At 61.6% G+C, this 13,830-nt stretch carries 17 protein-coding genes; 13 read left to right on the top strand and 4 right to left on the bottom strand.

Going from position 1 to position 13,830, the window contains the following annotated elements; translation table 11 throughout:
• Positions 1-14: 14 nt before the first annotated feature.
• The 3 genes from fliN to motA all read right to left on the bottom strand — a co-directional run bounded on the left by fliN (position 15) and on the right by motA (position 2,491).
• On the bottom strand, positions 15-602 hold the full coding sequence (gene fliN, locus RLEG4DRAFT_RS36065) for a flagellar motor switch protein FliN (RefSeq protein ID WP_003584241.1): 588 nt from the start codon (positions 600-602) through the stop codon (positions 15-17).
• A 65-nt stretch (positions 603-667) separates the two neighbouring features.
• A complete protein-coding gene (locus tag RLEG4DRAFT_RS36070) occupies positions 668-1,618 on the bottom strand; it encodes a FliM/FliN family flagellar motor switch protein (RefSeq protein WP_003584242.1) in 951 nt (316 codons plus the stop codon).
• Complete coding sequence (motA, locus tag RLEG4DRAFT_RS36075; RefSeq protein WP_003584243.1) at positions 1,619-2,491, bottom strand: flagellar motor stator protein MotA; 873 nt, start codon at positions 2,489-2,491, stop codon at positions 1,619-1,621. It abuts the gene before it with no gap.
• Positions 2,492-2,745: 254 nt separating this feature from the next.
• On the opposite strand from motA, the gene flgF reads away from it, so the two are divergent.
• The 13 genes from flgF (at position 2,746) to fliP (ending at position 11,676) form a co-directional block, all read left to right on the top strand.
• On the top strand, positions 2,746-3,480 hold the full coding sequence (flgF, locus tag RLEG4DRAFT_RS36080; RefSeq protein WP_003584245.1) for a flagellar basal-body rod protein FlgF: 735 nt from the start codon (positions 2,746-2,748) through the stop codon (positions 3,478-3,480).
• Between the two features lie 2 nt (positions 3,481-3,482).
• Complete coding sequence (gene fliI, locus RLEG4DRAFT_RS36085) at positions 3,483-4,880, top strand: flagellar protein export ATPase FliI (RefSeq protein WP_003584247.1); 1,398 nt, start codon at positions 3,483-3,485, stop codon at positions 4,878-4,880.
• 2 nt (positions 4,881-4,882) lie between these two features.
• Positions 4,883-5,425: a hypothetical protein gene (locus RLEG4DRAFT_RS36090; RefSeq protein ID WP_003584248.1), complete on the top strand. Its 543-nt coding sequence runs from the start codon at positions 4,883-4,885 to the stop codon at positions 5,423-5,425.
• Between the two features lie 165 nt (positions 5,426-5,590).
• Complete coding sequence (gene flgB / locus RLEG4DRAFT_RS36095; protein WP_003584250.1) at positions 5,591-5,983, top strand: flagellar basal body rod protein FlgB; 393 nt, start codon at positions 5,591-5,593, stop codon at positions 5,981-5,983.
• Between the two features lie 5 nt (positions 5,984-5,988).
• Positions 5,989-6,405, top strand: coding sequence for a flagellar basal body rod protein FlgC (gene flgC / locus RLEG4DRAFT_RS36100; RefSeq protein ID WP_003584252.1), 417 nt, complete (start codon positions 5,989-5,991; stop codon positions 6,403-6,405).
• Positions 6,406-6,407: 2 nt separating this feature from the next.
• Positions 6,408-6,749 (top strand): flagellar hook-basal body complex protein FliE, encoded by a 342-nt coding sequence (locus tag RLEG4DRAFT_RS36105; RefSeq protein ID WP_003570337.1) that lies wholly within the window; start codon positions 6,408-6,410, stop codon positions 6,747-6,749.
• Positions 6,750-6,768: 19 nt separating this feature from the next.
• Positions 6,769-7,557, top strand: a complete 789-nt coding sequence (gene flgG / locus RLEG4DRAFT_RS36110) for a flagellar basal-body rod protein FlgG (protein ID WP_003570335.1) — start codon at positions 6,769-6,771, stop codon at positions 7,555-7,557.
• A gap of 16 nt (positions 7,558-7,573) precedes the next feature.
• Positions 7,574-8,056 (top strand): flagellar basal body P-ring formation chaperone FlgA, encoded by a 483-nt coding sequence (gene flgA / locus RLEG4DRAFT_RS36115; protein ID WP_003584254.1) that lies wholly within the window; start codon positions 7,574-7,576, stop codon positions 8,054-8,056.
• Positions 8,053-9,174, top strand: coding sequence for a flagellar basal body P-ring protein FlgI (locus tag RLEG4DRAFT_RS36120; RefSeq protein ID WP_003570331.1), 1,122 nt, complete (start codon positions 8,053-8,055; stop codon positions 9,172-9,174). Before flgA ends, RLEG4DRAFT_RS36120 begins: the two co-directional genes overlap by 4 nt.
• Positions 9,171-9,710 (top strand): MotE family protein, encoded by a 540-nt coding sequence (locus RLEG4DRAFT_RS36125; protein ID WP_003584256.1) that lies wholly within the window; start codon positions 9,171-9,173, stop codon positions 9,708-9,710. The genes RLEG4DRAFT_RS36120 and RLEG4DRAFT_RS36125 overlap by 4 nt, the downstream gene beginning before the upstream one ends.
• The gene (gene flgH, locus RLEG4DRAFT_RS36130) at positions 9,707-10,423 is read left to right on the top strand and encodes a flagellar basal body L-ring protein FlgH (RefSeq protein ID WP_003556536.1); all 717 of its coding nucleotides are present in this window, start codon (positions 9,707-9,709) and stop codon (positions 10,421-10,423) included. The genes RLEG4DRAFT_RS36125 and flgH overlap by 4 nt, the downstream gene beginning before the upstream one ends.
• Positions 10,424-10,435: 12 nt before the next feature.
• Positions 10,436-10,942: a flagellar basal body-associated FliL family protein gene (locus RLEG4DRAFT_RS36135; RefSeq protein WP_003584257.1), complete on the top strand. Its 507-nt coding sequence runs from the start codon at positions 10,436-10,438 to the stop codon at positions 10,940-10,942.
• On the top strand, positions 10,939-11,676 hold the full coding sequence (gene fliP, locus RLEG4DRAFT_RS36140; RefSeq protein ID WP_003584259.1) for a flagellar type III secretion system pore protein FliP: 738 nt from the start codon (positions 10,939-10,941) through the stop codon (positions 11,674-11,676). Before RLEG4DRAFT_RS36135 ends, fliP begins: the two co-directional genes overlap by 4 nt.
• 103 nt (positions 11,677-11,779) lie before the next feature.
• On the opposite strand, the gene RLEG4DRAFT_RS36145 is transcribed toward fliP, so the two are convergent.
• A complete protein-coding gene (locus RLEG4DRAFT_RS36145) occupies positions 11,780-13,753 on the bottom strand; it encodes a glycosyl transferase (protein ID WP_003584260.1) in 1,974 nt (657 codons plus the stop codon).
• Between the last annotated feature and the right edge of the window lie 77 nt (positions 13,754-13,830).

The following is a 13,830-nucleotide window of genomic DNA, read 5'->3' on the forward strand; positions in this document are numbered from 1 at the left end:
GTCCCACACAGGGATCAGGCTTTTTTCGTACTCAAAACTTCTATCAGTTTCACACCGAATCGGGTGTCGTCGTTATCAAGCACCGTAATCTCGCCGCGGGCAATCCTGCGGCCGTTCACCATGATCTCGACCGGTTCGCCGATTTTCTTGTCAAGGGCGATCGTCGCCCCTTCATTGAGGTTCATCAGGCCGGAGACCTGCATGCGGCTGGTGCCGAGCATGATCTGGACATCGATCGGGATGTCCATGATCAGTTCGAAGTTCGAATTCAAAGCGCTGCCGAGCGGAGCCGGCGATGCCTCGAAGGAAGAGCTGCCGCCGAAATCCATGCCCGCAGCCGGGCTGGCATTGCCGGCGCCGAAATCGCCTCCGAAATCGTCGCCGCCGAACGGGCTGTCCGAAATCTCGCCGCCGAAGGCCGCCAGATCGGTTCCTGCTGCGAAGGCGTCGTTCTGCAGGTCGTCGCCAAACTGCGGCAGGTCGCCATCGGCATCCTGCTTCAGCACGCCGCGCAGATCGTCGATCGCCTGGTCGAGATCCGCTTCGCTGCCCGGCATATCCAGGGAGAGGTCGCTGTTCTGCTGTGTTTTCTTCGTAGCCATGAAATCACTATTCCAGTTGAAACTTGCCTCAAACTGCCTTTGCAGCCCAATGGCCAGAGAACCGATTAATTCATTAAATGACGGATGAGTTCGTCATCCGAGTTCATCGTATCCTTGACGCGGACCATGTAGTTTTCGCCTGAACGCCCGAACTCGCACACATACAATTCCTTGCTGTTGGCGCTGACCTCGACGCGCACGTCGCCATGGTCACGGAACGGGATGACATCGCCGACCATCAGCTTCGAGATCGTGCGCAATGTCAGGTCCTGCAGCCTGATCTTGGCCTCGAGCGTGACATGCGAGCGGCGGACCTGGTCGCCGAGTTGCTCGGTCCATTCCGCTGAACTGCCGCCGGATTGGCGCTTCGGCTTCGGCGGCGTCACCTTGGTCTTGAGCAGCGCCGTCTGCGGAACCATCAACGAAAATTCCGACACGATACCGGCAAGCGTGATCGACATGTTGATGGCGGCGGCAAATTCATCCGGGCGATCCTCCGGCGGCCGGGCGCGCATCTCAAGGGCGTGCGGGGCCGAAAGGCTCGGTTCGAAACCACCGGGCGCGTTGACGGCCGAGCGCAGCACCTTGGCGATCTTGTCGAAAACCATCACCGCCAGGTCCATTTCGATGATCGACAGCAGCCGGTCGGCCGGCTCCTCGATCGTATCGGCGGTGGCGCCGAGCAGGTGCTCCATCAGCGTGATGACGAAACCGTTGCCGCAGGCAATCGTGATGTTCTGCGACCAGTTGCGCAACGTCACGTCGACGAGCGTGACGTTCGAGCTCAGGTCGCCGACCAGGTGATTCTTGTAGCCGATCTCGCAGCCGAGATAATTGACCGTCACGTCGAGGCCGGTCTCGCTCTTGATGACGTCGGGAAAGAATTCGCTGTAGATTTCCCCGAAGGAACTGCAGATCTTGGCGACCCTGCCTCTGTCGCCGAGCCCGCCGGTCAGCTTGGCGAGAAGGGCAGGTTCCATCGCCGGTTTGTCGTGCGAAGCATTGCTCATGGTCATTTAAGCCGCCTTGTTTTCGCCGCCTGGGTTCATCATTTCCTGTTCGACCGCATCGATGGACGGACGCTCGTAAGCCGAGATCGTCTTGCGGCCGTATTCGAGAGCCACCTGCGGCACCGAGCCGTTCATGTAGGCAAGCAGCGTCTGCTTGACGATGACGTAGAGGCGGTGCTGCTTGTTGCGGACGATCTTGATCTGGGAGACCAGCGGCGAGCAGACGCAGTAAGACAGGAGAATGCCGAGGAAGGTGCCGACCAGCGCCGAGCCGATCAGGTGGCCGAGCACTTCGGGCGAATCGTTGATGTGGGCCATCGCCTTGATGACGCCGAGAACTGCCGCGACGATACCGATTGCCGGGAAAGAATCGCCCATGATCTGGATCGCGTAGTAGGGCTTCATCTTGTCGTGCATGATGGTGTTCAGTTCTTCGTCCATCAGCGCTTCGATCTCGTGGCTGCGGGCATTGCCGATGATGATCAGGCGCACATAGTCGCAGATGAACGCCGTCAGTTCCTTGTTCTTCAAAACGGTCGGGGCGGACTGGAAGATCGTCGATTCTGCCGGATTGTCGATATGGGCTTCGATTTCGTTTCGCGACTTGGTTCGCAGGTCGCGCATCAAGGAATAGAGCACGCCGAGCGTATCGAGATAATTGCGTTCCTTCGGCACGGCGTGCTTAAAGGCCTCGCCGAGCGCCTTGCCGGAATCCTTCACCACCTTCATCGGGTTCGCCATGATGAAGCTGCCGAGGCCGGCGCCGCCGATGATCACGAATTCGAAGGGCTGAAACAGCGCGTCCACGTGGCCGCCCATTGCCATGAAGCTGCCGATGACACAGCCGCAAGTCACTATAAATCCGATAATGATATTCATCGTCAGCCCAATCTGAACGTTACTTTTCTCTAAGACGGTTAGGGTTTCTGCCTTGCGTGAGGCTGATGAACGGGCCGCACGCAGGGCATTTCCGCGTGCCAGCTTCGCGCAAGCATCTGCCGTCAGTCTAAAGGAGACGAATGGGTACCCGCACCCGTTTCTGAGATGCCGCCTCAGCGAAATCCCGGCCGAACCACACAAGACGACGCCCGGCTTTTCGTTCCGTTCATCGCCAATGCTTGGAGCCTACCGACATGCAATCCGGTCTTTATGTTTCTCTGTCGTCGCAGATGGCCCTCGAAAAGCGCCTGACCACCATCGCGGACAACATGGCGAACGTGAACACGACGGGTTTTCGCGCCACCGAGGTGAAGTTCGACGAGATGGTGGCGGCGACCAAGAACAAGCTGAACACCAAGGTCGCCTTCGTTTCCCAGGGCAACGACTATCTGAACGAGGCCAATGGCGAGCTGCAGCACACCGGCAACATGCTTGATTTCGCCATCAAGGGCGATGCCTGGTTTTCGCTCGATACGCCGGCCGGCCGCGTGCTGACGAGGGACGGCCGCTTCACGCTGAAGGATACCGGCGAACTGGTCTCGATCCGAGGATATCCCGTTCTCGACGCCGGCGGCGCGCCGATCCAGCTCAACACCAAAGGCGGCGAGCCGGCCGTCGGCACCGACGGGATCATCTATCAGGGCGGCCGCCAGGTCGCTTCGCTCGGGCTGTTCGAGGCCGATATCAGCAAGGGTTATCTGCGCTACGAAAACAGCGGCATCATGACCACCGACCAGCCGCGCGCCGTCGTCGACCGCTTCAATGTCGGTGTCGAGCAGGGTTATCTCGAAAATTCCAACGTCAACGCCATGCGCGAGATCACTCAGCTGATCGAAGTCAACCGCGCCTTCGAGAGCGTCTCGTCGCTCATGCGCGACAGCGAGGATTCCTTCAAGGAAGCCGTCCAGACGCTTGGGGGCAGCCGCTAAGCATGAGCACCACGCTACTGTCCGAGGACGGCCTTTCCCCGAAGCTGGCGCATCTGGCAGGCCTCGTCGACCGATACGCATCGCCGGAGTTCGCCGTTGCCCATGGCGGTCGCGTGCACACCATCGCCGCCGGCCACTACACGGTTCGCGGCCTCTCCCGCCATGTTCGCCTCGGCGAGTTCGTCGCCCATAAATCGGCGACCGGCATTCATCTGGGCGAGGTCGTTCGCGTCGAGCCTGATCTGATCTATGTCTGCCCGATCGAACCCGGCGAGCCGATCGGCATCCACGACACGGTCATCCGCAAGGGCGCCTTCCGCATTTCACCGTCGGACGGCTGGTGCGGGCGCACCGTCAACTCGCTCTGCGAGCCGATCGACGGGCTGGGGCCGATCGCCGAGGGCCTCGACCGCCGCTCGATCTCCAATACCGCGCCGCCTTCGATGACCCGCAAGCGTGTCGAGGCTGGTTTCAAGACCGGCGTGCGCGCCATCGACATCTTCTCGCCGCTCTGCCTCGGGCAGCGCCTCGGCATCTTCGCCGGCTCCGGCGTCGGCAAGTCGACGCTTCTGTCCATGCTCGCCCGCGCCGATGCCTTCGACAAGGTCGTCATTGCGCTTGTCGGCGAACGCGGCCGCGAGGTGCGCGAGTTCATCGAGGATACGCTCGGCAGCAACATGAAGAAGGCGATCGCCGTCGTTGCCACCAGCGACGAGAGCCCGATGCTGCGCAAGATGGCGCCGCTGACGGCGGTCACCATCGCCGAGCATTTCCGCGACAAGGGCGAGAACGTCCTGTTCATTGTCGACAGCGTCACGCGTTTCGCCCATGCGATCCGCGAAGTGGCGACCGCCTCCGGCGAGCCGCCGATCGCCCGCGGTTACCCGGCCTCCGTCTTCACCGAGCTGCCGCGCCTGTTGGAGCGCGCCGGTCCCGGCGCCGAGGGCGCCGGCACTATCACGGCGATCATCTCGATCCTCGTCGACGGCGACAACCACAACGACCCGATTGCCGATTCGACGCGCGGCATCCTCGACGGCCATATCGTCCTGCAGCGCAGCCTTGCCGAAGAGGGGCGTTATCCGCCGATCGATCCGCTCGCCTCGATCTCGCGTCTTGCCCGCAAGGCCTGGACGCCGGACCAGGAAAAGCTGGTGTCGCGGCTGAAGGTGCTGATCCACCGCTTCGAGGAAACCCGCGACCTGCGCCTGATCGGCGGTTACCGCCAGGGCGCCGACCCCGATCTCGATATGGCGGTCAAGCAGGTGCCGATCATTTACGACGTTCTGAAACAGTCTCCGGGCGATCGCGACTCGCCCGATGCCTTTGCCGATCTCGCCGGCGCCCTCAAGGCTGCAGCCGGTATCGGCAATCAGGGCGGAGCCATCCAGAGGAGATAGACGTGGCTGAATTCGACGACGAACGCATCGCTTCCCCGAAGCTGCGCAGGAAGACCGCCGGCCTGGATCGGTTTCTGACCTTTGCCGGCCTGGCGCTTGCCGGCGCCTCTGCCTTCTTTCCCTGGTATGTGTTCTTCAACGAGGACAAATTCGGCATCAACGTCGCCGCCAGCGACAATTCGCGCGAACTTCCGGATTGGCCGGCCCGCAACGTTTTCAGCGTCTCGCCGCTTGCCATGGTCAACAAGAACGAGCCGGACAAGAAAGCGCCGCCGATCGATCCGCTAACGACGGCGACGGTCTCCGACCTCGGCAAGGAGCGCGAGGGCCGCCCGATCCTGGAGGATCAGCCTTTCCCCGGCAAGTCGTCCTTCCGCCTGCTGCACGTCTCCAACGGCCGGGCGCTGATCGAGGATACCTCCGGCATGTATGTGGTGCGCGTCGGATCGATCCTGCCGGACCAGAGCCGCCTTGCGACAATCGAACAGCGCGAGGGCAAGTGGATGATCGTCACCTCCAAGGGTGAGACCTACCAGAACAACTAAACCTGTCGGCCAACGTCTGAGGCAAAAGGGGCCCCGCCGCGAACCGGCCGGGGCTCCTAATTTTTTGCGCGCAGCGCTCCCCGAAGAGCGCCTGAAACCTGAATTCCCGTAAGTCCCACGCAAGATTACCCCACTAGGTTCGGGACAGTAAAAACGGAGAGTCTCATGCAACCGATCCAACTTTTCGACTTGGCTTCGCGACAGGCGGAATGGCTGACGATCCGTCAGCAGGTTGTTGCCGGCAACATCGCGAATGCCAATACCCCGAAATTCCACGCCAAGGACGTCACCCCCTTCGACGCCATGCTCGACAAGTCCGACATCACCATGGCGCGCACCAATCCGGCCCATCTCAGCGGCAATGATTTCAGCGCCAGCGGCGATATCGACGTCAAGGACGCCGCACTCGACCAGGAAATCGGCGTCCAGGAATCCGGCAACACCGTCGGTCTGGCCGAGGAGCTCTCCAAATCAGGCGATATCAAGCGCCAGTACGATCTGAACACCTCGCTGGTCAGTTCCTTCAACCGCATGATGCTGATGACCGTCAGGAAGTAAAAGCCATGGATCCGCTTTCCGCAGCAATGAAAATCGCCGGTTCCGGGCTCGAGGCGCAGTCGACGCGCCTGCGCATCGTTTCGGAAAACATCGCCAACGCCCGCTCGACCGGCGACACACCAGGTGCCGACCCCTATCGTCGCAAGACGATCACTTTCGGCCAGCAGATGGACCGCACGAGCGGCGTCGAGACGGTCGACGTCAAGAAGGTCGGTGTCGACGAAGGCGACTTCAGCACCGAATTCGACCCCAGCAATCCGGCTGCGGACCAGAAGGGCGTCGTCAAGCTGCCGAACGTCAACATCCTGGTCGAGATGGCCGACATGCGCGAAGCCAACCGCTCCTATGACGCCAATCTGCAGACTATCAAGCAGACCCGCGATCTCATCTCATCCACGATCGATCTCCTGAAGAGCCAATAATAATGATCAGCAGCGTCCAGAATGTCAGCAACCTTTCGATGACCCGTGCGCTCGGCGCCGTCGACACCGAAAATTCCGCCTCGTCGTCTGCCGCCACCATGCCGGGCACCGCAGGCGCGGCCAATAATATGAGCTTCGCCTCCGTCATGGGCAACATGGCGAGCGACGCGGTCACCAGCCTGAAGGGTGCGGAAAGCATGTCCTTTGCCGGCATCAAGGGCACGGCTACGACGCGTGAAGTCGTCGATTCCATGCTCCAGGCCGAGCAGACGCTGCAGACGGCGATCGCCATCCGCGACAAGGTCGTCTCGGCCTTTCTCGAAGTCACCAAGATGCAGATGTAACTGATTTGAGGACGAACACATGAGAGCGCTCGCCATCGCAGCAACGGGCATGGATGCCCAGCAGACCAATCTGGAAGTCATCGCCAACAATATCGCCAACATCAATACGACGGGTTTCAAGCGCGCCCGCGCCGAATTCTCCGATCTTCTCTACCAGACCGAACGCGCCAAGGGTGTCGCCAACCGCGCCAACCAGGCCGTCGTTCCCGAGGGCGCCAATATCGGCCTCGGCGTCCAGACCTCGGCGGTCCGCAACCTGCATCTTCAGGGCGAACTGACCCAGACCGGCAACGACCTCGACGTGGCGCTGATCGGCAAGGGTTTCTTCCAGATCCAGTCGACCGACGGGACGACGCTATATACCCGCGCCGGCGCCTTCAACAAGAACGACCAGGGCCAGCTCGTCACCATCGACGGCTACGAGGTCCTTCCCGGCATCAACATTCCGACGGGCTCGACCGAACTGACGATCAGCCGCTCCGGCCAGGTTTCGGCCAAGCTTCCCGGCGCGACGGACGCGACCGTGCTCGGCCAGCTGACGCTTGCCGATTTCGTCAACGAGGCCGGTCTTCAGCCGATCGGTGACAATCTCTTCCAGGAAACGGCGGCCTCCGGCGACGCCGTCGTCGGCAATCCCGACGAGGAAGGTTTCGCCTATATGAAGCAGGGCTATCTGGAATCGTCGAACGTCGATCCGGTGAAGGAAATCACCGAGCTGATCTCGGCCCAGCGCGCTTACGAAATGAATTCCAAGGTTATCACCACCGCTGATGAAATGGCCTCCATCGTCAGCAAGAACCTGAAGTAAAAGGAAGGGCCGAAACATGATGTTTTGCCGGGCAGGACACATCTCAGGATGGGTGGCGGCAGCCACGATCGCAGTCACGGGCATTTTCCTGCCCGCGGAGGTGGATGCCGGCATGGGTTATGCCGTGGTCCCGACGACGATCATCTACCCCGGCGACACATTGTCGGCCAGCCAGCTTCAGGAGGTCGAGGTCACCAACCCCAACCTTGCCGGCGATTTTGCCAAATCCATTTCCCAGGTCGAAGGCATGGTCTCCAAGCGCACGCTGCTGCCGGGCCGGACGATTTCGGTTTCGGGACTTCGCGAAGCCTATACGGTGACCCGCGGCTCTTCGATCCGCCTGGTCTTTTCGCTCGGCGCGATGACGATCTCAGCTGCCGGCACGCCGCTTGAAGACGGCTCGACCGGCCAGGTCGTGCGCGCACGCAATATGGATTCCGGCGTCATCGTCAGCGGCACGGTGCTCGCGGACGGCACGGTCCATGTGAGGGCAAAATGAAATTGTTCTTCCGGTTCTTGACCCTTGTCGCGGTGCTCGCGATCAGCCTGGCCGACGTCGCGCCCGCCTGGGCGCTAACCTCCCGCATCAAGGATATCGCCTCCCTTCAGGCCGGCCGCGACAACCAGCTGATCGGTTATGGCCTGATCGTCGGCCTGCAGGGAACCGGTGACGGCTTCCGTGCCTCGCCGTTCACCGAGCAGTCGATGCGGGCGATGCTGCAGAATCTCGGCATTTCGACGCAGGGCGGCCAGTCCAATGCCAAGAATACGGCGGCAGTCATGGTCACCGCCAACCTGCCGCCCTTCGCGAGCCCCGGCAGCCGCATCGACGTGACGGTGAGCTCGCTCGGCGACGCAACGTCGCTGCGCGGCGGCACACTCGTCATGACGTCGCTGTCCGGCGCCGACGGCCAGATCTACGCCGTCGCCCAGGGCGCTGCCATCGTCACCGGATTCCAGGCCCAGGGTCAGGCCGCGACCGTGACCGAAGGTGTGACCACCGCCGGCCGCGTACCCGGCGGCGCCATCATCGAACGCGAATTGCCGTCCCGCTTCAAGGACTCGGTCAATCTCGTGCTGCAGCTGCGCAACCCCGACTTCTCGACGGCGATCCGCATCGCCGACATCGTCAACGGTTATGCCTCGGCACGTTTCGGCGGCCCGGTCGCCGAAGCCAAGGATTCGCAGGAAGTGGTGATCCAGAAGCCGCGCACGGCCGATCTCACCCGGTTGATGGCCGACATCGAAAATCTCATCGTCGAAACCGACACGCCGGCCAAGGTTGTCATCAACGAGCGCACCGGAACGATCGTCATCGGCTCCGATGTCCGCGTCTCGCCGGTCGCCGTCAGCTACGGCACCCTGACGGTTCAGGTCACCGAGACGCCGCAGATCATCCAGCCCGAACCCTTCTCGCGCGGCAGGACCGCGGTCCAGCCCCAGACCGATATCGCGGCTGAGCAGACCGGCGGGCGCGTCGCCATCATCGATGGTCCCGATCTCAGGACGCTGGTTGCCGGCCTCAACAATATCGGCGTGAAACCAGATGGCATTATCGCCATTCTCCAGGGCATCAAGTCGGCGGGCGCCCTGCAGGCGGAGCTTGTGCTGCAATGATAAAGGTCATCAAAGACATCACGGTCCTGCAATTGCTGCGCCGGCTGGCGCTGCCGGCAGCAGGCCTGGTCCTGCTGTCGATCCCGGGCGCCTTCGCGCAGGAGCATGCGCCGGCGGGTGACATTACCTCCCAGGACGAGGTCAAGCAGTTCTGCACCAACATCGCCGACCCCGCCCGCGACCAGCGTTACCTCCTGCAGAAGCAGGAGCTGGAAAAGCTTCGCGCCGACATCGACGCCCGCATGGCGGAGATGGACAAGCGCAAGGCCGAATATCAGGATTGGCTGAAGCGGCGGGACGATTTCCTCAAGCAGGCGGAAGCCGGCCTCACCGAGATCTATAAGAAGATGAAGCCGGATTCGGCCGCGCTCCAGCTGCAGGATATGAAGATCGAGGTGGCGTCTGCCGTGATCATGCGGCTCGGGCCGCGTCAGTCGAGCCTCATCCTGAACGAGATGGACCCGAAGAAGGCCGCGGCCATCGCCAGCGTCATCGCCAGTGCGTCCGATCCCAATACGTCGAAGGATCCTTCATGAATATGCGTTTCCCGGCCGCGATCGCCGCCCTCGCACTCCTTGCAGGTTGCCAGTCTCCGACGGCAGTCAGCGAGATCGGCCGCGCGCCCGCCATGAGCCCGATCGGCAGCGGCCTTGCCTATGGCCAGACGCCGCAGATGGCGCTTTATCCGAAGCAGCCGCGCGCCGTGGCCCAGGGCTATTCGCTGTGGAGCGATTCGCAGGCGGCGCTCTTCAAGGATGCGCGCGCGCTCAACGTCGGCGACATCCTGACCGTCGACATCCAGATCAACGACAAGGGCTCCTTCGATAACGAGACCAACCGCAGCCGCAAGAATTCGAGCGGCATGAACTGGGACGTCAACGCCCAGATCTTCGGTTGGACGCCGGAGTCCAAGACCGACCTGACCTATGGCTCTGACACCAGCACCGACGGCAAGGGCAAGATCGAGCGCACCGACAAGCTCACCCTTCTGGTCGCCGCCGTTGTCACCGGCATTCTCGAAAACGGCAACCTCGTCATATCGGGCTCCCAGGAAGTCCGCCTGAACCAGGAACTGCGGATCCTCAACGTCGCCGGTATCGTTCGGCCGCAGGACGTCAATGCCGAAAACCAGATCTCCTACGACAAGATCGCCGAAGCCCGCATCTCCTACGGTGGCCGCGGCCGTCTGATGGAAGTGCAGCAGCCTCCGCGCGGCCAGCAGGCCGTCGATCTTTTCTCGCCGCTTTAAGGCTGAACGACGATGGCAGAGCCAGACGCAAGCGCAGGTCAACCAAAGAAGAAGTCCGCCACGCTGATGACGATCATCGGCATCGCCGTCCTGACGCTGCTCGGCGCCGGCGGCGGCTGGGCGGTCGGGACGATCGTCGCGCCCAACATCAAGGGCGCCAAGGAGGCCGAGCAGGCCAAGGATGCCGAGGCCAAGAAAAAGTCCGAGGAAGGCCTGGCCCACATCTCGACCGAGGCCAACAACGTCGTCCAGCTCGAGCCGATTACCTCGAACCTCGCTTACCCCTCTGAAAACTGGGTCCGACTCGAGGTCGCGCTGTTGTTCAACGGGCCGCCGGATGTCAAGGTTTCCGAGGATATTCACCAGGATATCCTCGCCTATATCAGGACCGTATCCCTGCAGCAGATCGAGGGGCCGCGGGGCTTTCAATATCTCAAGGATGACATACAGGAACGTGTTGACCTTCGCTCGCAAGGGCGGGTATCGAAGGTCATGTTCAGGACATTTGTCATCGAATGATTCGTCTCATAGTTTTCCTTGCCGCCATGATGGCGGTACCGGAACTGGCGGTAGCGCAGCAGCTGCCGACTGACTTGTTGAACGTGCCGGTCGATGGCTCCGTCGCCGCCTGGATCATCCGCACATTCGGCCTGCTGACCATTCTTTCGGTCGCGCCGGGCATCCTGATCATGGTGACGAGCTTCCCGCGCTTCATCATCGCCTTCTCGATCCTGCGCTCAGGCATGGGACTTTCCTCGACGCCCTCCAACATGATCCTCCTGTCGCTGTCGCTGTTCATGACCTTTTACGTCATGTCGCCGACCTTCGATCAGGCCTGGCAGAACGGCGTGCAGCCGCTGCTGGCCAATCAGATCAACGAGACCGAGGCCGTCCAGCGCATTGCCGAACCCTTCCGCACTTTCATGGCGGCCAACACCCGCGACAAGGATCTGGCGCTTTTCGTCGATCTGGCGCGTGAACGCGGGCAGACCATCCAGACCACCGATCCGATCGACTACCGCGTGCTGATCCCGGCCTTCATGATTTCCGAGATTCGCCGCGGCTTCGAGATCGGCTTCCTCGTCGTGCTGCCGTTCCTGGTCATCGACCTGATTGTCGCGACCATCACCATGGCGATGGGCATGATGATGCTGCCGCCCACCTCGATCTCGCTGCCGTTCAAGATTCTCTTCTTCGTGCTGATCGACGGCTGGAATCTGCTGGTCGGCAGTCTGGTGCGCTCCTTCAACTGACCGGCCGCCGCGCCTATCTTCGCCCCATGTCTTTGCCCGCGTATACGCCAACAAGAAAACCCGCCGGATCGCTCCGGCGGGTTTTTCGTGACGATTGAAAAGCTCACTCGGCGCCGAACGGTGCCGTGCGCGGCGGCAGCGCCGCAATGTCCATGTGCTCGGGTGCAAGGCGCTGTTTGGCGCGCTCGGCCATGATTTCGTAGGCCTGCTCCAGATGATCGCAGAAACGTTCGGCGTCGAAGAGCGGCGCGATATAGCGCTTCTCTTTCAGATGCGCCTTGTATTCGGCGATCCGCCCGGGGTTCTCCGCCAGCTCGACGGCCATATCCTCATAGGCCTGGAGGTCGCTTGCGACGAGGTCGGGCAGGTCGATCGCCCTGAGCAGGCTCTCGCTGACGCGTGAGGCGAAGTTGGTGCCCTTGACGGTGAGGACCGGCAGACCGCCCCAGAGCTGCTCGGAGGTGGTTGTGTGGCCGTTGACGGGGAAGGTATCGATGCCGAGGTCGGCCGCCTGCTGACGGTCGATATGTTGTTCGTAGGGCGCGCGTGGGCAGAATATGATCCGCTTGGGCGAAATGCCCGCCGTCTGGAACTGCTTCAACAGGTTCGCCTGGTTGCGCGGCGTGTTCGCCATCAGCCAGAGCACGCTGGTCGGCGCCCGCTTGAGAATGCGGCACCAGCTGTCGATCGTCTCCGGCGTGATCTTGCGGTTGCCGTTGAACGAGGCGAAGATGAAGGCCTCTTCCGGCAGGCCGAGCTGCTCGCGGGTGACGGGGCGCGGCTTCGGGCGATGCATCGGGTCGTTCGGCTGATAACTCTCCGGAAGCCGGCAGAATTTCTCATGGTAGAAGGGCTTGGCCACCTCGGGCAATACCGAGTGGTCGCCGATGACGTAGTCGAGATCGATATTGACCGTGCTGCCGGGGAAACCGAGCCAGCCGACGTGTACGGGTGCCAGCGGCAGGTTGAAGGCTGTCGCGCGACTGCCGGAGGTATGGCCCTTCAGGTCGACCATGATGTCGATATTATGCTCGCGCACGACTGCCAGCACCGCCTGGTCGGAGAAGCCGTGAATGTCGACGATCCGGCCCCAGCGGCTGCGGTCGGTAACGTTGTGCTTCAGGTATTCCGGGCCGGTATGGCAGAACAGCGTCACCTCGAAGCGGTCCTTGTCGTGCAGTTCCAGGATGCGCTGCAGCAGCTTCATCGTCGCATGACGATCCCAGAAGTCCGACGACATGTAGCCGATCCGGATCTTGTCCGTCCATGTGTGCGGCTGGTTGCGGCGCAATGCCACCCGTTCCTGGTTGAGAGGCGTGGTGCCGATCGTGGCAAAGCGGTTGAAATCCTCGTTGCCGCACCAGTGCAGATGATAAAAGGGGTTGTCCTTGCGCAGGATCTCGACATCGCCCTTTGCGAGTGCAGCATCGATCACCGCCTGATGTTTGCTGGCCTCTTCGAACTCATTGAATTCGCGGGCGAAAACCAGATGCAGGAAGCGGAATGCGAGATTGCCTGGAAAGCGCTTGAAGAGGTTGCGCGAGAGGCTCTGATTGGTTGCGTCGTTCAGATCGTCGCTCAGCAGCAGGGCTGCCAGGCGCATGTGATCGGGATTGGCACTCTGTGACAGCACCGTCTTGAACGGGCGAATGATATCCCGCTGCTGGCGCTTCAGATAGATTGCGGTGATGATGAAGGCGAGTTCGGCGTCGTCCTGTGCCCTGGCGAGGTTTCGCATGGCAATCAGCAGAGCATCATCCTCGTTGCCGATCTCATAATGCAGCTTGGCGGCCTGTTTCTGGTACTCGTAGGCATTCGGTCCTTCGCAGTTGCCGGCCAGGCCATAGGCTTTCGCGGCATCGGCCTTGAAGCCGAGCTGCACGAGGTTCTTGGCCAGCAGCGCGTAGGTCTTGGCGTCCTGCTGGATATCCATGAGCTGGTTGAGCGTCGCCAAGGACTGTGTGTAGCGGCCCGCCTGGTAATCTTTGGATGCCGCAGAGAACGAAACTTTGCTGTTCAAAACCCAACTCCGTGAAGGAAATGTTCTGGCATGGCTGTCGATCGCCGACACGCGCACGAGCCGTCCTCTCCGAAAACGGATGGATCGATCCGATGATGCTATCCCGGCACCTGCCACATTGCCATGTGAAGCTT

This window comes from Rhizobium leguminosarum bv. trifolii WSM2297, from assembly GCF_000271845.1.